General features: G+C 64.1%; 19 protein-coding genes. 5 read left to right on the top strand and 14 right to left on the bottom strand.

Annotated elements, in window-relative coordinates; all coding sequences use genetic code 11:
• The 4 genes from H0W47_RS10120 to H0W47_RS10105 form a co-directional block, all read right to left on the bottom strand.
• Nucleotides 1–1,007: putative DNA modification/repair radical SAM protein (locus H0W47_RS10120; RefSeq protein WP_296923885.1), on the bottom strand; the 1,007-nt coding region annotated here is incomplete at its 3' end.
• Between the two features lie 161 nt (nt 1,008–1,168).
• A complete protein-coding gene (locus H0W47_RS10115; RefSeq protein WP_296923883.1) occupies nt 1,169–2,149 on the bottom strand; it encodes a lysylphosphatidylglycerol synthase domain-containing protein in 981 nt (326 codons plus the stop codon).
• Complete coding sequence (gene clsB / locus H0W47_RS10110; protein ID WP_296923881.1) at nt 2,146–3,399, bottom strand: cardiolipin synthase ClsB; 1,254 nt, start codon at nt 3,397–3,399, stop codon at nt 2,146–2,148. The genes H0W47_RS10115 and clsB overlap by 4 nt, the downstream gene beginning before the upstream one ends.
• An 18-nt stretch (nt 3,400–3,417) precedes the next feature.
• A complete protein-coding gene (locus H0W47_RS10105) occupies nt 3,418–4,281 on the bottom strand; it encodes an endonuclease/exonuclease/phosphatase family protein (RefSeq protein ID WP_296923879.1) in 864 nt (287 codons plus the stop codon).
• 310 nt (nt 4,282–4,591) lie between these two features.
• Here H0W47_RS10105 and H0W47_RS10100 point away from each other — a divergent pair, with 310 nt between their 5' ends.
• Both H0W47_RS10100 and H0W47_RS10095 read left to right on the top strand, forming a co-directional pair.
• Nucleotides 4,592–5,047, top strand: a complete 456-nt coding sequence (locus tag H0W47_RS10100) for a hypothetical protein (protein WP_296923877.1) — start codon at nt 4,592–4,594, stop codon at nt 5,045–5,047.
• A gap of 181 nt (nt 5,048–5,228) precedes the next feature.
• Nucleotides 5,229–5,750 (top strand): hypothetical protein, encoded by a 522-nt coding sequence (locus tag H0W47_RS10095; RefSeq protein WP_296923874.1) that lies wholly within the window; start codon nt 5,229–5,231, stop codon nt 5,748–5,750.
• A 321-nt stretch (nt 5,751–6,071) separates the two neighbouring features.
• Here H0W47_RS10095 and H0W47_RS10090 read toward each other — a convergent pair whose 3' ends face one another.
• The 3 genes from H0W47_RS10090 to H0W47_RS10080 all read right to left on the bottom strand — a co-directional run bounded on the left by H0W47_RS10090 (nt 6,072) and on the right by H0W47_RS10080 (nt 7,423).
• Nucleotides 6,072–6,611 (bottom strand): Spy/CpxP family protein refolding chaperone, encoded by a 540-nt coding sequence (locus H0W47_RS10090; RefSeq protein ID WP_296923872.1) that lies wholly within the window; start codon nt 6,609–6,611, stop codon nt 6,072–6,074.
• A 204-nt stretch (nt 6,612–6,815) separates the two neighbouring features.
• Nucleotides 6,816–7,229, bottom strand: a complete 414-nt coding sequence (gene cueR / locus H0W47_RS10085) for a Cu(I)-responsive transcriptional regulator (protein WP_296923870.1) — start codon at nt 7,227–7,229, stop codon at nt 6,816–6,818.
• Nucleotides 7,226–7,423: a heavy-metal-associated domain-containing protein gene (locus H0W47_RS10080; RefSeq protein ID WP_296923868.1), complete on the bottom strand. Its 198-nt coding sequence runs from the start codon at nt 7,421–7,423 to the stop codon at nt 7,226–7,228. The genes cueR and H0W47_RS10080 overlap by 4 nt, the downstream gene beginning before the upstream one ends.
• A 157-nt stretch (nt 7,424–7,580) precedes the next feature.
• On the opposite strand from H0W47_RS10080, the gene H0W47_RS10075 reads away from it, so the two are divergent.
• A complete protein-coding gene (locus H0W47_RS10075; RefSeq protein WP_296923867.1) occupies nt 7,581–9,851 on the top strand; it encodes a cation-translocating P-type ATPase in 2,271 nt (756 codons plus the stop codon).
• A 44-nt stretch (nt 9,852–9,895) separates the two neighbouring features.
• Nucleotides 9,896–10,477, top strand: coding sequence for a hemerythrin domain-containing protein (locus H0W47_RS10070; protein ID WP_296923865.1), 582 nt, complete (start codon nt 9,896–9,898; stop codon nt 10,475–10,477).
• Between the two features lie 64 nt (nt 10,478–10,541).
• Here the strand turns inward: H0W47_RS10070 and H0W47_RS10065 are convergent, their stop codons facing one another.
• The 7 genes from H0W47_RS10065 to H0W47_RS10035 all read right to left on the bottom strand — a co-directional run bounded on the left by H0W47_RS10065 (nt 10,542) and on the right by H0W47_RS10035 (nt 18,509).
• Nucleotides 10,542–11,648 (bottom strand): alkene reductase, encoded by a 1,107-nt coding sequence (locus H0W47_RS10065; RefSeq protein ID WP_296923863.1) that lies wholly within the window; start codon nt 11,646–11,648, stop codon nt 10,542–10,544.
• Between the two features lie 704 nt (nt 11,649–12,352).
• Entirely contained in the window at nt 12,353–13,807 is a 1,455-nt protein-coding gene (locus H0W47_RS10060) for an aldehyde dehydrogenase (RefSeq protein ID WP_296923861.1), read from the bottom strand.
• A 31-nt stretch (nt 13,808–13,838) separates the two neighbouring features.
• Nucleotides 13,839–14,609: an ABC transporter ATP-binding protein gene (locus H0W47_RS10055; protein ID WP_296923859.1), complete on the bottom strand. Its 771-nt coding sequence runs from the start codon at nt 14,607–14,609 to the stop codon at nt 13,839–13,841.
• The gene (locus H0W47_RS10050; protein WP_296923857.1) at nt 14,606–15,361 is read right to left on the bottom strand and encodes an ABC transporter ATP-binding protein; all 756 of its coding nucleotides are present in this window, start codon (nt 15,359–15,361) and stop codon (nt 14,606–14,608) included. Before H0W47_RS10050 ends, H0W47_RS10055 begins: the two co-directional genes overlap by 4 nt.
• Nucleotides 15,354–16,334, bottom strand: a complete 981-nt coding sequence (locus tag H0W47_RS10045) for a branched-chain amino acid ABC transporter permease (RefSeq protein WP_296923855.1) — start codon at nt 16,332–16,334, stop codon at nt 15,354–15,356. Before H0W47_RS10045 ends, H0W47_RS10050 begins: the two co-directional genes overlap by 8 nt.
• Complete coding sequence (locus H0W47_RS10040) at nt 16,331–17,206, bottom strand: branched-chain amino acid ABC transporter permease (RefSeq protein WP_296923853.1); 876 nt, start codon at nt 17,204–17,206, stop codon at nt 16,331–16,333. Before H0W47_RS10040 ends, H0W47_RS10045 begins: the two co-directional genes overlap by 4 nt.
• Nucleotides 17,207–17,309: 103 nt before the next feature.
• Nucleotides 17,310–18,509, bottom strand: coding sequence for an amino acid ABC transporter substrate-binding protein (locus H0W47_RS10035; RefSeq protein WP_296923851.1), 1,200 nt, complete (start codon nt 18,507–18,509; stop codon nt 17,310–17,312).
• A 298-nt stretch (nt 18,510–18,807) separates the two neighbouring features.
• Here H0W47_RS10035 and H0W47_RS10030 point away from each other — a divergent pair, with 298 nt between their 5' ends.
• Nucleotides 18,808–19,773 carry a helix-turn-helix domain-containing protein gene (locus H0W47_RS10030; protein ID WP_296923849.1) on the top strand — a complete coding sequence of 322 codons (966 nt, stop codon included), beginning with the start codon at nt 18,808–18,810 and terminating at the stop codon, nt 19,771–19,773.
• The last annotated feature ends 11 nt before the right edge of the window (nt 19,774–19,784 follow it).

The raw sequence follows: 19,784 nt of genomic DNA, 5'->3' as shown, positions 1-19,784 counted from the left end.
AGTATGGGCACCATGTCGAGGGCAAGCATCCCGCCCGCGTTGCCCGTCCCGGCCGGAATGATTTCGTCATGCGCAAAACCGTAAAAACGCATCAGCCAGTCGGCCTGGTAGAGCCGGTGTTCGCGGATCAACGGGGGCTGGCGCAGCGGCAGGCTCAGCGAGGCGTCAGGGATGGGGCTGAAGGCCGAGTAATAGACCCGCCGCAAGTGGTAGGCGCCGTACAGCGTGGCGCTGGCCTGCAGGATGGTGCTGTCGCAGGTGGCGTCGGCGCCGACGATCATCTGCGTGCTCTGGCCGGCCGGTGCAAAACGCGGCGCGCTGCTGCGGCCAGCCTTGAGTGAGCGCGGCAGCGAGATCACGCTGGTGCGTGCGTCGTCGCTGGCGGCGCCACGCGCGTCGTCGATGTGCACCCGCATGCGCGCCATGGAGCGCTTGATGGCAGCGCTGTCTTTTTCGGGGGCCAGCGCCTGCAAGCCCTGCACCGTCGGCAGCTCGACGTTGATGCTCAGGCGGTCCGCATACAGGCCGGCGCGCGCCAGCAGCTCGGGCGAGGCGTCGGGAATGGTCTTGAGGTGGATGTAGCCGCGAAAGTCATGCTCTTCGCGCAGCACGCGTGCAACCTCGACCACGCGCTCCATGGTGTAGTCGGGGCTCTGGATGATGCCGGAGGACAGGAACAGGCCCTCAATGCAGTTGCGGCGGTAAAAGTCCAGCGTGAGCTGCACCACCTCGTCCACCGAGAAGCGCGCACGTGGCACGTTGCTGCTGACGCGGTTGACGCAGTAGACGCAGTCATAAGTGCAGAAGTTGGTGAAGAGTATTTTCAGCAGCGAGATGCAGCGACCGTCGGGTGCATAGCTGTGGCAAATGCCGGAGCCTTCGGTCGAGCCAATGCCCTTTCCGCCCACCGAGTTGCGGCTCGTGCTGCCGCTGGACGCGCAGGAGGCGTCGTATTTGGCGGCGTCAGCCAGGATTGCGAGCTTGCGCTGGGTAGTGGGGAAAGACACTGGAAGAATATACAGGGAATTCGGATTTAACTGTAATTATTCACAGCTTTTCCCTGTCGGCAAGCGGGCTATGATTGCTATAAACTTAATAGCTAAACGCGCTTACAGGATAAGGGCTGCAGGCCAAATTGGCACCCAACTCCGGGCGCCGGGGCAGAAAATCAGGGGGGCGTGGTTTGCCCGGCGGTGCCAGCCAGCGATTTGGCCCGGACCTCGGTCACCAGGTAGGCCACGGTCGCAATCACCAGCGGCATCAGGTAATAAATGATTCGATACGCCACCAGGGCCGCCAGCAACTGATGGGTGGGAATCTGGTGCGACAGCAGCGCCACAAACACCGCCTCGAGCACGCCCAGGCCAGCAGGCACGTGGGCGACCACACCGGCGACGGCTGCCACCAGCAGCACGCCGGCGACGGTGGGAAAAGCCACCTTGTGCTGCAGCAGCAAGAACATCAGGCCGCTCATGATCAGCCAGTTGGCGGCGCCCATGGCCACCTGCAGCAGCGCCAGCCGGCCGGTGGGCAGCTCCAGGACGTGGCCGCGCAGGGAAAAGCTGCGCTGGCGCGACACCGCGCACAGCAGCAGGTAGGCCGCCGAGCCGGCCAGCAGCACAACACCGAGGATTTGCAGGCCGCCGCTGCCCATCTTCCAGCCCGGCGGCAGGTCGGGCGTGGCAAAGGCGAAGACCAGGCCGCCCAGCAGCAGGTAGCCGGTCCAGTTGGTCAGCATGCTCAGGGTCAGCACCCGCGTGATGGTCGGGGTGTCGAGCTTCAGGCGTGAATACAGGCGGTAACGAAAGGCGACGCCGCCCACCAGTGAACCAAGATTCAGGTTGAAGACATAACTGATGAAAGTCACCAGCATCACCGTGGACGTGCGCAGAGTGTGGCCGGTGTAATGCCGGCCCAGCAGATCAAAGCAGCTGTACAGACAGAAGCTCAGGGCTGACAGCGCCACAGCACCCAACAGCAGCGCCGTCGGGTAGGCACGCAGCGTTGCAAACACTTCGGGCCAGTCGATGGCGCGGCCCTGTCCGATCAGCAGCCAAGCCACCAGAGCGAAAAACACCACCGTGGCAGCTCGCTTGAGCCAGGGCCACAAAGGCTTGCTGGTGATGCCGGTGGCCGTTGCGCTTGTCATGAGGCCTGGCCTTCGTTGACGTGGTCGAGCCCCGCGGGCTCGCCAAGCAGTTTCTCCGCCGGGGTCAGGCGCGGCATATGCGCCGGCAGCCAGCCAAACCAGGCCGGGTAGCGGCGTAACAGGTGAAACACAAAAAAGCTGCGCAGCTTGACCCAGATGGGTGACTCGGGCAGGTCAGCGGTCTGAACCTGGTGGCAGCTCGCCCGCATCAGTTCTTCAAGGTTTTCGGCCAGACGCTGGTTGAAGTCGCGGTCCTTGATGATGACGTTGGCCTCGAGATTGAGCGCCAGGCTCAGGGGATCAAGGTTGCTGGAGCCGACGGTGGACCATTCGTTGTCGGTCAGTGCAACCTTGCCATGCAGCGGGCGTTCGCTGTATTCGTAAATCTTGACGCCGGCCCCCAGCAGGTGGTGGTAAAGCATGCTTGCGGCAATCTTGACGATGGGCATGTCGGGCTCGCCCTGCAGGATCAGCCGCACATCCACCCCGCGCCTGGCCGCCTTGCGCAACTGGCGCAGCAGTCGGTAGCCGGGAAAGAAGTAGGCGTTGGCGATGATGATGCGCTGGCGCGCGCCGCGAATGGCGATGCGGTAATGGCGCTCAATGTCGTTCCGGTGCTTGCGGTTGTCGCGAGTGACCAGCATGGCGTCGGCATGCCCAGCGGCTGGCAGTGTGCTTTGCGCTGCGGCAGCGGTTTTGCGCCTGAGCAGTCGCTTGAGCGGCCCGACCGGCTGCTGCTGGCCGAGCTGCAGTTGCTCGGCAACAAACTCCTCGATGACGGTGACCAGCGGGCCTTCAATCTCGACCGCATAGTCCTGCTTGGCCTCTGGCCCGAAGTCGGACAGGTGGTCGGCCGAATAATTGATGCCACCGACAAAGGCGCGTTTGCTGTCAATCACGACGATCTTGCGGTGCATGCGGCGAAACAGGTTGGTGCGGTAGCCCCACAGGCGCGGGCTCGGGTCAAACACATGCACACGCACGCCGGCAGAGGTCAGCGCCGAGATGAAGCCGGGCGACAAATCAGGCGAGCCGTAGCCGTCGATGGTGATGTCCACCTGCACGCCGCGCCGGGCGGCGGTGAGCAGGGCCGCATGCAGCGCCTTGCCGACCTTGTCTTCGAACAGAATGAAGGTCTCCAGCATCACCTGCTTTTCAGCAGCGGCGATACATTCAAAGACACGCGGGAAAAAGGCCTCGCCGTTTTCCAGCAGTGTGAACTTGTTGCCTGGCACCCAGCGACTGCGCATCGACGAAATCCTGAAGGATCAAATCTCGATTTCAGCCGCCAGCGGCGCGTGGTCCGACAGATGTGACCAGGGCTTGGGCGGCAGCACAACGGGCGCATGGCCGATGGCATTGCGCACATAGATGCGGTCCAGCCGCAACACCGGAAAGCGAGCGGGAAAAGTGCGTGCCGCCTTGCCGGTGGCCTGCACAAACACCTCATGCATGCCGGCGCCCTGCTTGAGGACGTCATGGGCGCGCAGCCGCCAGTCGTTGAAATCGCCAGCAACAATCACCGGTGCGCTGGGCGCGATGTCCTTGTGCACCATGTCGCACAGCATGTGCAGCTGCTTGAGGCGATGCGATTCCGCCAGACCCAGATGCACACAGATGGCATGCACCGTGGTCTCGCGACCCGGAATCTGCAGCACGCAGTGCAGCAGGCCGCGCCGCTCCGGCCCGCTGATGGACACGTCGCGGTTTTCGAAGCTAACGATGGGAAACTTCGACAGCACGGCGTTGCCGTGGTGCCCGTTGGTATAGACCGCGTTGCGGCCATAGGCGAACTGCGGCCAGATGCTGTCGGCGAGGAATTCGTAATGCGGCGTCGCCGGGTAGTTGGCCACCTTGTTTTCGTGGCGCGCGTGGGTTCCGGTGACTTCCTGCAGGAAGACCACGTCGGCGCCCACGGTGCGCACCGCTTCGCGCAGTTCATGCAGGATGAACTTGCGGTTGAAGAAGGTGAAACCCTTGTGAATATTGACCGTCAGCACCTTGATCGAAAAACTCAGCGCTGCGGTGGCGATGGCTTCGCGGGTTTCAGCCAGAACGTCGGCGTCTGCACCCGGCGCGTTGGGCTCGATCACGGGCGCGCTGACCTGGATGAGGGATTCGGTAGGGAGCATGGGCGGACGGAATGGGCAAAGTGATATTGTCACGCGGCCGTGGTCCGGAAAACTGTAGGACAGCAAGCTCATTTGCCGCGCAGCCGGCTTCACGGCGGGTTGTGTGAACCGTCTGTAAAGGTTGATGTCCTACGCACTGCGGAGAGGCTTTCCGGCAGGAGACGCATCGAGCCTACGCTAAATTCAAGTTAACTAAAACCCATTTACGGTTTTGGCTGTTTGCCGGCACCCTCGGGTTCAGGCAGATTACGCAACCCGCTCATGAGGCCACGACCCGCTCTGTCCTGCGTGAGTTTTCTAGGAATCAGCAATGAACAAGTTTTCCATTCGTGCCATTTCAGCCGCCGCTCTTTTGGGCGCCGCCCTGGCAGGCGCTGCATTTGCGCAGGACGGTGTACGCACCGGACCCAACACCAACATTGGCGCGGACGTGCGTGCCAACGCCGCAGGCGGCGTGACCAATTCCGCCGACAAGCAAGGCGCTGCCGTGAATGCTGACACCAATACGCGTGCCGGTGTACAGGCAAGCGACCCTGGCGTCAGAGGCGCGGTTGCACGCACCGGTGATCGTGTAGGTAGCGCCGTCAAGCGTGGCACCAACGCAACCACCAAAGCAGGGTACCGGGCCAAAAATTCGGTTGATGGCGTGGCCCGCCGCGCGGACCGTCGCATCCAGAATGCCCTGCCCAATGGCAGCACTAGCGCAGGCGGGTCGGCGAGCGCTCAGGGTAGCAATGCCGCTGTGATCAACGCACCTTCAAAATGAGCAAAATCAGTAGCCTGCACGGTTGCACGTTGCGCGAGTTCGCGTGACTGCAATTACAAGAGCAACCTGCAGGCGCCTGACCCAAGCTTCGGCTCCGCTGCCCATTTGGGGTGAGGCTGATCAAAATGCTCTTGTCACTTTTTCGATTCTTCTCTCATTAATTCATCAAAAGGTCATTCAAATGAACAAGTCCAACATCTCTCTCGTCCTCGCCGCATTGCTGGCGACCTCTGGTTTTGCCATGGCACAAACCACGCCTGCGATGTCTGCTTCTGGCGATGCTAAAACCCGTGCTGAAGTGAAGGCCGGCATCAATGCACCCAATTCGCAGCCTGGCTCGCCCACGCAGGACGCGCGTGCTCGCAGCGAAGCCGGTGTGCCCAGCACGCCCAGCGCTCCCTCCGGCACCACCCGCGCGGATGTGAAGGCATCGATCAATACACCCAACGCTCCTGCCGGTTCGCCCACCCAGAACGCGCAGTCACGCAGCGAAGCCAGTGTTCCCAGCACGCCCGGCACGAGCCACACTACCCGCGCTGAAGTGAAGGCAGATACAGCCACCGCCAAGAAGACTGCCAAAATGACCCGTGAAGAACGCAGGGCACGTAATGCAGAGCGCAGAGCTGCTGGCAAGACTACGACGCCGGATATCGCGACCAGCAAGGAAGCTGGCGGCGCCTCTTCCACAGTCAACGCCAAATAATCATCTGGTGAGGCTTTCCCCGCGAGCGTGATTCGTCATGCTCAGGGATCAAGCGCCCTTCTCGCAAGAGAAGGGCGCTTTTGTTTTTTCAGGACCGATCCATTAACGAAATTATGGGGCGGCCAGAGCTGCGCATGGCCTTGCGTTTGTGACGTCAATCATGCAAAGGCTGATGCTGGCGACGAGGCCAGAATGTGATCTTCTTGCCCCGAGCATCTTGGTCAGGTGCGTTTCCGGCGGACATAAAAAAGCCTGCCCCCTGTCCGGCAGGGACGGGGGGCAGGCTGGTCTGGGGGTTGCTGGTGTGGCGGGGCGAAGCGTCTAGCTCTTGTGGTGCCGACCGCCATGGCCCTTGCCGCCGCGATCCATACGCTGGCTGTCAAAGACCTTTTGCTGGTCGACGTTCAGCGCGGCGTAAAAGGTCTTGGTCGCGTCGCCGCGTTTGGCCATGGCTGTATTCATCTCGCTCATGCGCTGGGTGCGCAGTGCGTTCATCCTGTCGATGCGTTGCGGTGTCGGCAGCTTCTCGAGCTCGGCGCGCATGGCAGCGTGGTCGGGGCGCTGGGCTCCGTTGCGCACCTGCGGCTGCAGCGCGGCGGTCCAGGCCGACCAAGCAGCCTCCTGGGCGGGGGAGATGGCCAGCTTGGCCTTGAGTTCGGCTTGGCGTTTGGCCCTGTGTTCCTGCATCTTGGCGGGGTCGTGGCGCTCCATGTGACGGCTGTGGTGACCACCGGCTTGGGTGGGTGCTGCGTGTGCTGCTGCAGCGGGCGGCGCAACGGTTTGTGCCGTGGCGGCCAGGCCGGTAGTAGCCATGATGCCGGCCAGAATCAATGTATTGACGGATTTCAGGGGTTTGAACATGCAAGTCATAAGGGCGTCCTTTCGGTGAAGACCGGGCTATTGCCGGGATGGCGTGAGCTTGAAGGCAACTTTGCGCGGCACATGTAAGGCCGCCATGACCGGAACGTGAGAAATGAGTAAAGATTTTGTCGCAGGGACGGTGATGAGCGACGCTGATGCGGCATGCCGGAGGGGCCCTATGTGCGGTCTGCCCCAGCGGTCAAGTTATCTCGCAGAGCTTGCACCCGCCAGATCATCCAGAATTGGGCATTCCGGCCGCTCGTTGCCCTGACAACAGTGCACCAGATGGGCCAAGGTGTGCTGCATCGCCTGCATCGCGGCAATGCGCTCACCCAGCTCGTCGGCGTGTTTCTGCGCGATGCGCCGCACGTTCTGGCTGGCGCGACGTCGGTTTTGCCAGAGGCTGACCAGTTCGGCGATCTCCGCCATGGAAAACCCGAGATCGCGCGCGCGTTTGATGAAGCGTAGGGTGTGGACCTCGGCTTCCGTGTACTGGCGGTAACCGCTGTCGCTGCGGTGTACTTGCGGCAGCAACCCCAGCGACTCGTAGTGGCGCACCATCTTGGCCGACACGCCCGACAGCCGCGCCGCTTCGCCGATGTTCATGGCCCCGCTCATGGGGCGACTGTGTAGCCTTCTTCGGCAATGGCTGCGGCAATGGCCTCGCGGGGCTGGGTAGAGTCCACCGCCACCTTGCCGGCCGCGCGGTCAATGCTGACGGTCGCCTGTGGGTCCAGGGTCTTGACGGCCTGGGTCACCGCGCGTTCGCAATGGCCGCAGGTCATGCCTTGTACGTTGAAGGTCTGGTTCATGGTGTTGTCCTCTGATATGAAAGTGGAAGAAGCCTGAAGCTTGAACCTTGCCATGATGGTAAGGTCAAGCCGCTTCGTGGCAAAGCCCTGAACGATGTGGGGTTGATCTGTACCAAAGCTTGACCTTGCCATCATGGCAAGGTTGATCATCCACCTCATGACTACTTCCACCACCTCCCCCCTCACCCTGGACCTCGGCGTCGGCGGCATGACCTGCGCGTCGTGTGTGTCGCGCGTCGAAAAAGCCCTGAAAAAAGTGCCGGGCGTGCAAGACGCCACGGTAAACCTGGCGACCGAGTCGGCGCGTGTGAGCTACGCACCTTCGCCGCAGATGGACGCGCAGATACGCCGTGCGGTGCGCAATGCCGGCTATGAGCCGAGGGTTGCGAAAGAGGAGTTACCCGAAGACCTGTCGCCCTGGGCCGGCTTTGCCCCGGTCGCCATCGGGCTGCTGCTGTCGGCGCCGCTGGTGGTGCCCATGCTGGGCGATCTGCTGGGTAAACACTGGATGCTGCCGGCCTGGCAGCAGTTCCTGCTGGCGACGCCGGTGCAGTTCATTCTGGGCGCGCGGTTTTACAAAGCGGGCTGGCATGCGCTCAAGGCCTTGACCGGCAACATGGACCTGCTGGTGGCCATTGGCACCAGCGCCGGCTGGGGCCTGTCGATGTGGCTGTGGCTCAGCGCCGAGGCCGACACGATGGTGCATCTTTACTTCGAGGCCTCGGCCGTGGTGGTGACGCTGGTGCTGCTGGGCAAGTGGCTGGAGGCGCGCGCCAAGCGCCAGACCACTGCGGCGATACGCGCGCTGCATGCCTTGCGGCCCGAGGTAGCCCACGTGCTGCAGGGCACGGGCGAGGAAACCGACCTGCCGGTGGCCGAGGTGCTGCTGGGCGACCGGGTGGTGGTGCGTCCTGGCGAGCGCATACCGATGGATGGCCTGCTGCAGGAAGGGCAGACCCAGGTGGACGAGTCCATGCTGACCGGCGAGCCGCTGCCCGTAACCAAACAACCTGGCGACCGGCTGACCGGCGGCAGCATCAACGGCGACGGGCGTGTGGTGCTCAAGGTGAGTGCAGTGGGCAGTGAAAGTGTGCTGGCGCACATCATCCGCCTGGTGGAAGACGCGCAGGCGGCGAAAGCACCGATCCAGCGCCTGGTCGATCAGGTCTCAGCGGTGTTTGTGCCGGTGGTGCTGGTGATTGCGCTGGCCACCGTGCTGGGCTGGCTTTTCGTGGGTGCAGGGGTGGAGACGGCGCTGATTCACGCAGTGGCGGTGCTGGTGATTGCCTGCCCCTGCGCGCTGGGCCTGGCCACACCGGCGGCCATCATGGCGGGAACCGGGGTGGCGGCAAAAAACGGCATTCTGATAAAGGACGCGCAGGCGCTGGAGCTGGCGCACAAGGTGGACACGGTGGCGTTTGACAAGACCGGCACGCTGACGGTGGGGCGGCCGAAACTGGTTGCATTCATCGTGCCCCCACGCTCCCCCGCTGCGCGTGAGTCGCTGCCCCCCGAGGGGGCTCTCGCGGCCGCGGCCGATGCCGATGCCGACGAAGCTGCACAACTGGCCGTGGCCGCCAGCCTGCAAAGTGGCAGCGAACACCCGCTGGCGCGTGCGGTGGTGGCCGCCGCGCAGGAGCGCGGCATGACGGTGGCTCAGCCCGACGGCCTGCGTGCCGTGCCGGGCCGCGGCAGCGAAGGTGAGGTCGGCGTGCGTAGCTACCTGATCGGCAGCCTGCGCTGGATGGACGAGTTGGGGGTGGATCTCGGCGCGCTGGCGCCGCAGGCGCAGCGGCTGCAGGGCGAAGGCGCGACATTGGCGCTGCTGGTGGAGCGCACGACTGCGGGCCTGAGGCCCCGGGCCCTGATGGCCTTTGCTGACGAACCCAAGCCGGAAGCGAAGCAGGCGCTGGCGGCGCTGCGCGCGCGGGGCATTCGTGTGGTGATGATCTCGGGCGACAACCAGGGCGCGGCGCTGGCTATGGGCGCGCGCCTGGGCCTGGGCGCCGATGAAGTGTTGGCCGAAGTGTTGCCCGGTGACAAGGCCACGAAAGTGGCTAAATTGAAGGCCGGTGGCCATACGGTGGTCATGGTGGGCGATGGCGTCAACGATGCCCCAGCACTGGCCGCAGCCGACGTCGGCATGGCCATGGGCACCGGCACCGATGTGGCCATGCACGCGGCGGGTATCACGCTGATGCGGGGCGACTTGGCGCTGGTGGCCGGTGCGCTCGACATCTCGCACCGCACCGTGATAAAGATCCGGCAGAACCTGTTCTGGGCCTTTGCCTACAACGTGGCCGGTATCCCGCTGGCCGCGCTGGGCTACCTGAGCCCGGTGGTGGCCGGCGCGGCGATGGCGCTGTCCAGCGTCAGCGTGATCTCGAATGCGTTGCTGCTCAAGCGCTGGCAATTGAAGCGGGATTGAGCTGGATCAAAACCCGGCCTGGACCGCTGTGCCAAGCTGGGCCGATGTTACATTCCGCCCTTCAAATTATTCGCGACGAACACGCCGCTGTGGCCGCAGTGCTGCGTTCACTGGTCATGATGATGGAGCGAGGTCCTGGCGACGAGCCGGAGCGATTCTTCGACGTGTTGCGCGCCATGTTGTTTTATATCGACGAGTTTCCCGAGCGCCTGCATCACCCCAAGGAGTCCAACCTGCTGTTTCCGCGGCTGGCGCGCGCCGCGCCGGAGTTGATGCCGGTGATACGCCGACTGGAGTCAGACCACATGCTGGGCGAAGGCCGGGCGCGTGAACTGCAGCACCTGCTGCTGGCGTGGGAGCTGATCGGTGAATCGCGGCGCGAGGCCTTCACCGGGGCGGCCCGGGCCTATGTGAGCTTTTATCTGGAACACATGCAGACGGAGGAAGCCCAGTTGCTGCCCGCCGCGCAGAAAGCCCTGAGCGTGGGTGACTGGGCCGAGCTGGATGTTGCCTTCCAGGCCAACCGCGATCCGCTCGCCGCTGGCGCACGCGACCCGTGTTACGACCGGCTGTTCACCCGCATTGTGTTGACCACGCCGGCCCCCATCGGGGTCGGCGTGGCCTGATGTTTATCGGCCGGATCATGCCAAAAATGCCGCTCAACCCTTGTGGAATAAGGGCCAGTAGCTATTAATTCGATAGCATAGGGTAGTCGGTATACCCTTTTTCCCGGCCGCCGTAGAAAGTGGTTTTGTCGGGCGTGTTGAACGGCGCGTTGGCTTTCAGGCGTTCGACCAGGTCCGGGTTGGCAATGTAGGGGCGTCCGAAGGCGACCAGGTCGGCACCGTCGGCCACGGCTTTTTCGGCCAGCGCCTTGTCATAACCGTTGTTGACCATCCATGCACCCTTGCCGCCAGCCGATCGATAGGCGGCTTTCAGTGCGGCGTAGTCAAACGGCCGGTCATCGATCACCCGCGGTCCGCCAGTGGCGCCTTCAATGATGTGGATATAGGCCAGGTTCAGCGTGGCCAGTTGCTTGATCACGTAGTCGAACAGCGGCTGCGGATCCGAGTCTTTCGCGTCATTCGCCGGCGTGACGGGTGACAGGCGGATGCCAGTCTTGCCGCCGCCGATGGCATCGGCGACGGCGCGTGTGGCCTCCAGCAGCAGACGGGCGCGGTTTTCGATGCTGCCGCCGTAGTCGTCGGTACGCTGGTTGCTGCCGTCTTTCAGGAACTGGTCCAGCAGGTAACCGTTGGCGCCATGGATTTCAACGCCGTCAAAACCGGCCGTCTCTACCGCATTACGCGCAGCCGCCTGGTAGGCATGAACGATGCCGGGTAGCTCAACGGCGTCGAGCGCGCGCGGCTCGGAGGTGTCCACAAAGGCCGGCACGCCATCCTTGATCAGCACAGTTTTGGTCTTGGCGGTGACGGCCGAGGGCGCCACCGGCTTGCCGCCATCGGGCTGCAGGTCGTTGTGCGAAACGCGGCCGACATGCCAGAGCTGCACCACGATCTTGCCGCCTCTGCCGTGCACGGCCTGCGTCACCTTTTTCCAGCTGTCGAGCTGCTCGGTGCCGTAAAGCCCCGGAACGTCCGAATATCCCTGGCCCTGGTGGCTGATGGCGGTGGCCTCGGTGATCAGCAGGCCGGCACTGGCGCGCTGGGCATAGTAGGTCTGCGCAATGTCGGGCGGAATGGCCTTGGGCGAGCGGTTGCGCGTGAGCGGCGCCATGACGATGCGGTTGGCAAGTTTCAGGTCGCCGGCGTGGGTGGGTTCGAAGAGGGTGGGCATGGGAGGTCCGCTGGTAGTGAAGTTGTTGGAAGCAGCCTGCAGTGTGGGCGCAGTTCAATTGGCTTGTGCGGGACGGGTTGCTGGATTCGTGATAGTTGCAGATGGAGGGTGATTTGCAAGATCTCCACAAAACATTGCATCACGCTGCGTCTGTGGTTTGTTCTGGACAGTAGGCGCAACTCCCTACTCCCACTCCCACCCCTACTCCCTCGCCCCGCTGGGCGATGGAGGGGGACTCCATGCGGCCGCGTGCGCTGCGCTCGCGTGCAAACATGACCGTTCATTGGGATTCCCGCCCTTGAAGCGCTGCGCGCTTCAAGGGCTCCGGATTTGTCCCCGCATTGGTTTCTTACCCCACCCTTCTGTATGCGCCGAGGGGCGGAGGTCCAGACGGACCAGGGCGAGCGATTGTCTGAGCCGCAGGCGAGTTCGAGCTCGACCCCGACTGGACCGAGCACCGCAGGCTGCCCGTAGCGAAGCGGAGGGACGCAGACAGCAGGGTCGCCTTTTTCTTTGCTTACTTTCTTTTTGGCGACGCAAAAAGAAAGTGAGTTGCCGCCGGGCAACCCCCGGCTTGTTGGCGAACCACAAACACTGGAGGCAAAGAAGGCTTCGACCCTTCGACAAGCTCAGGACAGGCCAAGCTCAGCCCGAACGGTAGTGGTCTGCAAACGTGGATCCCGGATCAGGTCCGAATGACTGGCTCAGAACGGGTAATGCCGCGGCGCCGTCTGTATCGTCACCCAGCGCAACTCGGTGAACTCCGCCACCCCCGCTTTGCCACCAAAGCGCCCGATGCCACTGCCCTTGACACCGCCAAACGGCATCTGCGCCTCGTCGTGCACCGTCGGTCCGTTGACGTGGCAAATGCCGGAGTCGATGCGCTGCGCCACGCCAAAGGCGCGCGCGATGTCGCCGCCAAACACTGCGGCGGACAGGCCGTATTCGTTGTCGTTGGCGCAGGCCACGGCTTCCTCGACACCACTGACACGCACAACCCCCTTGACCGGGCCAAATACTTCCTCATGGTAGATGCGCATGGCCGGTGTCACGTGATCCAGCACCGTCGCGGGCATCAGCGTGTTCTCGGCCTTGCCGCCGCAGACCAGCTTCGCACCCTTGGCCAGCGCGTCGTCGATCAGCGCATTGCAATGTTCGACCGCGCCCATGCCGATGACCGAGCCCAGCACCACCGGCTCGGGCTTGCGCGGATCACCCACCGGCAGCGCGCTCGCCTTGGCTGCAAACTTTTTCACAAAAGCATCAGCCACTTTCTGGTCCACGATGATGCGTTCGGTAGACATGCAAATCTGCCCGCTGTTGGCAAAGCTGCCGAAGGCGGCGGCGTTGACGGCGTCGTCAATGTTGGCGTCGTCCAGAATCACCAGCGGCGCCTTGCCGCCAAGCTCCAGCAGCGCGGGCTTGAGGTATTTTGCGCAGGTCATGGCAATGATCTTGCCGACTTTGGTGGAGCCGGTGAAGTTGACGCGCCGCACCGCCGGATGCGCCACAATGGCTTCGACCACGGCGCCGGCATCGGCCGGTGCGTTGGTGATGTAGTTGACTACGCCCGGCGGGAAACCGGCGTCTTCAAAGGCCTCGACGATGAGCCGGTGCGTGCGCGGGCAGTTCTCGGAGCCCTTGAAGATCACCGTGTTGCCGCAGGCCAGCGGCGTGGCGATGGCGCGCACGCCGAGGATGATGGGCGCGTTCCAGGGCGCAATCCCCAGCACCACGCCGGCCGGCTGGCGCACGCCCATGGCCAGGCTACCGGGCACGTCCGACGGAATCACCTCCCCGCTGATCTGCGTGGTCAGCGAGGCCGCCTCGCGGATCGTGCCGGCGGCCAGCATCACGTTGAAGCCGGCCCACATGCCCGACGCACCGGTCTCCGCCGCCACGGCTTCGATGAACTGCGGCGTCCTGGCCTCCAGCGCATCGGCGGCCTTCAGCAGCAGCGCACGGCGCGCACTGGGGCCGGTCTGGCTCCAGCTTTTGAAAGCCTCGGCCGCGGCATCGGCGGCCATGCGGGCATCCGCTACAGAAGCGGCCGGCGCGCGTGTCGCCACGCTGCCGTCGAGCGGGTTGCGGCGCTCGAACGTTGCGCCTTTTTCGGCGGTGACCTTCAGGCCGTTGATCAGCATGGACATGTCAGACATAGGGTTCTCCAAAAAATAGTCAGGGGAAATTTCAAACAGGTTTGGCGGCTGGCACGGCAGCGCCCGCCCCCAGGTAGGCCTCGCGAATCACCGTCGAACGCGCCAGCAGTGCAGCGGGTCCGCTGGCCACCAGCGTGCCGCGCTCCAGCACGTAGCCACGGTCGGCCACAGCCAGCGCCTTCTTGACGTTCTGCTCGACCATCAGCACGGTGGTGCCGGCGTCGGCAATGCGGCGCGTGATCGCCAGCAGCTCATCGACCATGCGCGGCGCCAGGCCCAGCGAAGGCTCGTCGAGCATCAGCAGGCGCGGCGCACTCATCATGGCGCGGGCCACCGCCACCATCTGCTGCTCGCCGCCGCTCATGGTGCCGGCCAGTTGTTGCGCGCGTTCGCGCAGCTTGGGAAAGTCATTGAAGGCCTGCTCCAGTCGCCGCGCGCGTTCGGCCTTGCCGACCAGCCACCCGCCGAGTTCGAGGTTTTCAGTCACCGTCATCTGCGGAAACAACTGCCGGCCCTCGGGCACCAGGGACATGCCGCGCTGCACGATCTCGCTGGTTTTGCGCGGCAGCTTCTGATCGTCCAGCAGGATCTCGCCTCCGCGCGGAATCAGACCCGACAGGGCTTTGAGCAAGGTGGTCTTGCCGGCACCGTTCGGGCCCAGGATGACGGTCAGGCCGGGTTTGATTTCCAGCGTCACATCACGCAGCACCAGGAAGGCGCCATAACCTGCGCTCAGGCCCTGGACCTTCAGATGGGCATGGCTTGACGCGCCGAGCACAAAGGACGGGGCGTACCACATCATGCCGACACCCCTGGCGTTTCCACCATCTCATCACCCAGATAGGCTTCAATCACTTCGGCATTACGCACCACCTCGGCCGGCGTGCCGTCGGCAATCACGCGGCCCTGGTGCAGCACGATCACACGCTCGACATGGCGCAGAAGCGTCGTCACCGCGTGTTCTATCCACACCACTGTCAGGCCAAGCTCGTCACGCATGCGGCGTATCAGCAGCGCCATGTTCTCGATCTCGGCCTCGGTCAGGCCGGCCGCCACCTCGTCGAGCAGCAGCAGGCGCGGGCGCGTGGCCAGCGCCATGCCGATTTCCAGCGCGCGCTGCTGCGACGGGGTGATGGCACCGGCCGGCAAGTCTGCCTGCGCCTCCAGCCCAATCAGTTCAAGAATGCTCGCCTCGTCACGCAGCTGCCACGCGCCCTTTCGGTGGCGGCCCGCGAACTTCAGGCCGAAGTCGATGTTGGCGGCCACTGGCATGTCGGCAAACACGCGCGGCGTCTGGAAGGTGCGCGCAATGCCGGCCGCCGCGTAGTGGTGCGGCGCCTGGCCGCTCAGGTTACGCCCTGCCACCAGCAGCTGACCCGAGGTCGGCATCTGCACGCCCGAAATCGCGTTGAAAAACGTGGTCTTGCCCGCGCCGTTGGGGCCGATGATGCCCACCAGTTCACCCGCGCGAAACGTGGCGTTGACCGCGTCCACGGCGGTCAGGCCGCCGAAGCGCACCGTGATGTCACGCGCCTCTAACAGGAGCTCAGCCATTCTTGCGCTCCCGGTCTTTCAAGCGGCGCAGCCAACCGCGGCTGTCACGCCACCAGCCGCTGAAGGTGGTCCAGCGCAGCGAGGCCAGTCCGCCCGGCAGGTAGAGCACGCTCAGGATCAGCAACAGGCCCAGCGACATCATGTAGATCTGCGGAAACTGCAGGCGCAGCGACTCGGCCAGCACGCTGAACACAATGGCGGCAATCAGTGGCCCCCACAGCGTGGTGGCGCCACCGATCAGGGCAATCAGCACGGTCTGAAAACCGATGAAGGGGTTGAACACCGTGTGCGGGTCGATGTAGGTCCAGCGCACCGCCATGGCTGCGCCCACGGCACCGGCAAACGCCGCCGTCAGCGCAAAACCGGCAATCTTGATCAGACGCGTGTTCACGCCCAATGTCTGGGCGCGCTGCTCATCGGCGCCTATGCCCATCAGCGCCAGACCGAAGCGACTGCGCCGCACGATGATCGACACACCCACCGCCAGCACCGCCAGCGCCAGCACGGTCAGGTAGATCGTGTCGCGATCTGGAATCACGGTCAGCACCCGGCCTACCGTGCCGGTCACCTTTTTCTCGAAGTAAGTCACCGCATGCAGAATCAACTCGGTCATGCCGAAGGTCAGCACCGCAAAGTAGGTGCCGCGCAGGTGCAACACTGCCGCCCCCATGATGACGGCCACCAGCGCCGCCAGCGCGGCACCCAGCAAGATCGCCTGCACCCACGACAACTCGCCCAGCACCAGCGCGCTGGTGTAGGCGCCAATGCCAAAGAAAGCCGAGGTGGCCAGCGACAGATAGCGCGTGCTGCCGCAAAACAGCCCCCAGCTCGACGACAGGGCCACGTACATCAGGCAGGTCAGCGCCATGGACACCACAAACTCGCTGCCGTAGTGCGGCAGCGCCAGCGCCCAGCCGACAAAGGCCAGTAGCACCAGCAGATCCCTGACCAGAATTTGTCTTGAAGCGCTCATTTGGCAAACAATCCGCGGGGCCGCAGCAGCAGCACCGCAATAAACACGCTGTAGGACAACAAGGCCTTGAGCGACGGGTTGGTTAAGTGCATACCCAGCGCCTCGATCACGCCCAGCAACAGGCCTCCCAGCAGGGCGCCGCTCATGCTGCCAAAACCGCCCAGGGTGATGACGATCAGCGCCGTGATGGTGTAGGGCTCGCCCATGCTGGGGCTGATGGTGTAGGCCATCGACAGCAGGCAGCCCGCCACACCCGACAGGCCCAGGCCGATGCCGAACATCAGCGGGTGCAGTCGCTGGGTGTCAATGCCCACCAGCTGCGCGCCGGTCGGCGACTGCATCAGCGCACGCACGCCCTTGCCCAAGAGCGTGTAGCGCAACAGCACAATCAGGGCCCCGCTAAACAACAACGCCAGGCCGAACACCAGCAGCTTGTTGCCAGCAAACTGCGCGGCGCCAAACTTCACCGGCTCGGCCAGATAGTCGTAGCCGCGCAGCTCGCCGCCCCACATCCAGGAGGCGAAGTTCTGCACCAGAAACATCAGGCCAAACGCCACCATCAAGCCGCGCGCCTCGAAGATGTCCAGATTCGGCGAGGTGATGGTGAGCCGCCGGAAACACAGCTTGTGAATCACCACACCCAGCGCCATCAGCACCGCAAAGGACACCGGCACCATCAACAGCGGCGAGACACCGAGTGAGGTCTGCGCCATCCAGGTCAGGTAGGCGCCCAGCATCAAAAACTCGCCGTGCGCAATGTTCAGGATGCGCATCAGGCCGTACTGAAGATTGAGCCCCAGCGCCACAAGCGCATAAATACCCCCGGCAATCAAACCAGAGGCGATCAGTTCGAGCCAGGCAGTAGTTGACATGATGAGGTACATGAGCCGCCCGCGCCAGCGATGGCCGGGGCAGGCAGAGACGGATAAAACGGCGGGCCGTGACGCCCGCCCACAGAGGACTAATTAGCCAGGCTTACTTCCAGGCCGGCTTGGCCGCGTTGAGTTTGGCGGTGGCAATCTTCTCGGGCCACACCACCTCGAACTCGCCGTTTTGCCACTGACTCACCGTGCCCGGCGTGGCGGTGTTTTCGCTGCCGGTGAACTTGATGTCACCCAGGATGGTCTTGTGCGTGGTGTTGGCCACGTAGTCACGCAGCGCCTTGCGGTCCAGACCGGTTTTGGCCACGCCAGCCGTCAGGATCTCCAGGCTGGCCCAGCAGGCGCCGCTGGCCCAGCGGTCGGGCTCCTTGCCGGCAAATTTCTTGGTGTGGGCGTCAAAGTAGGCACGTGCACCGGGGCTGGTCTTGCTGTTCCACGACCCCATGCCCAGCACGCCCTCGGCCCCGGCGGGCGTCATCACATTTTTGTAGAGCTGAAAGGCGGTGCCGACCGAGGCGTAGAAGAACTTCGGGTTAAAGCCGACCTCCTTGGCCTGCTTGCTCGCCAAAATGGTGTCGGGCGGGTAGGTGAAGCCGATGAAGGCATCGGGGTTCTTGTCGCGGATGCTGCGCAGCACCGGCGACAGGTCCTTGACCCCGGCCGGATAGCTCTTGTCCTCCACCATGCTGATGTTCGTGCCCTGCAGCGCCACCTTCAGCGCGGCATAGTTCTCCAGGCCAAACAAGTCATCGACGTAAATCACCGCCACACTGCGCACCCCGTTGGCCTTGAGCATATCCACCAGTGCGTTCGTCATCGGCGCGGGCTGCTGCAGCAGCAGGAAGAAATACGGCAGCTTCATCTCGGCCAGCCGCCTGGACAGGGCGGTCGGCGCCAGCAGCGGATAGCCCATGCGGTTGGCCAGCGGGGCCACGGCAAAGTTGGCGTTTGAGCCCCAGGGCGGCAGGATCAGATCGACCTTGTCGCTGCCCATCAGCTTCTCGTATGAGCGCACGCAGGTCTCGATGTCGCTGCGGTCGTCCGAGCTGATCAGCTCGATCGGGCGTTTGGTGCCCTTGACATCGATGCCGCCTGCGGCGTTCTGCTGCTCGGCCCACAGCAAATAGTTGGGCTCCTGGCTGACCTGCGCGCCGCCCGTCCACGGACCGGTGCGCGCGATGGCGTAACCCACGCGCACCGGCTTGGGTTGGGCCAAAAGATGCGGGGCAAAGGCGGCCGCACCGACGGCGGCGGCGGCGCCCTGAATCAATATGCGTCTGGATGGCTGGACCATGTTGTGCTCCTTGTTGTAAGCGCCCGGAGGGCAGTGCAAACGCGATGGTAATTAAGGCCAGCCCGCCGCGCTTTGCTGAGCGCGCACAAAGCAGTTGTCGGCCAGCGCACAGCGACTGGGGTTAACCCTTGACCTCACGGCGCAACAGAACATGGCGCAACACCCATAATCTTTGCCATGGGCCCACGGCAGGCCCCGAGCCCCCAACAGGACGCATCATGACCCCCCTCGCTCACATTCGTTCGCTGCCCCCAGCGGGGCCGCATGCCTCCTTTGAGGCGGCTCGGCAGGAGGCAGCATGACCGCAGCCACCCTGGTATCCACCGACAATGTCGCCCCGCGCGAGCGTGCGCCGGTGTGGCGCGAGTGGATCTGGAAACACTTCGGCGGCCTGGAGTCCGACCTCTACGGCGACACCGACTTCGACGGCCACATGGCCTCTGGCCACGCCGGTGACGTCATCCTGACCAAACTTGAGGCCAATCGCCACCGCGTCGTGCGCAGCGCCGACATGGCGCGCACCTGCGATGAGGGTTACTTCAAGATCGTCGCGCCACTGCAAGGCCGCGCCGGTGTCCAGCAAAGGGGTCGCAGTGCCTGGGTCAGCCCCGGCGCGTGGACCATTTACGACACCACCGACGCCTATGCGGTGGACAACCCCGAACGCGTCGAGCACCTGATCGTGATGCTGCCCAAGGCGCTGATCGTCGAGCGCGGCCTGCAGCTCGACACCCTGATGGCCCGCCACGTCGGTGGCGCCAGCGGCATCTCGCGCGTGGCGCTGGCCACCATGCGCAGCACTTACCAGGAGCTGCCCAATATGAGCGCCGCTGCCGCGCACGGTGCAGGGGAGTTGATTGCGCAACTGGTGCGGCTGTCGCTGATCGAGCTGGCCGGACAAAGCACGGCACTGACACAACGTGAGGCGCTGAAAGACCGCATCCGCGCCTATGTCGCGGTCAACCTGCGTGACCCGGCGCTGTCGATTGACCAGATCGCGCACGCGCTCAACTGCAGCAAGCGGCACTTGCACAACGCCTTTGTCGGCGGGGACGACACCCTGGCCAGCTACATCCTGCGGCTGCGGCTGCAGGCCTGCATCCGCGAGATCCAGCAAACCGGGCCGCAGTCACGTGCCATCACCGGCATTGCGTTGTCCTGGGGCTTTAACAACCTCTCGCATTTCAGCCGCGTGTTCCGCGAACACACCGGGCAAAGTCCCAGCGCCTTCCGGCAGGCTGCAGCGGCGCCGCTTCAGCACTGATCCTGGCCGCT

This window comes from Polaromonas sp. (assembly GCF_013817205.1).
Taxonomy (GTDB): domain Bacteria; phylum Pseudomonadota; class Gammaproteobacteria; order Burkholderiales; family Burkholderiaceae_C; genus Polaromonas.
The sequence above is the reverse complement of the archived record's forward strand: the minus strand, read 5'-3'. Positions and strand labels throughout refer to the sequence as shown.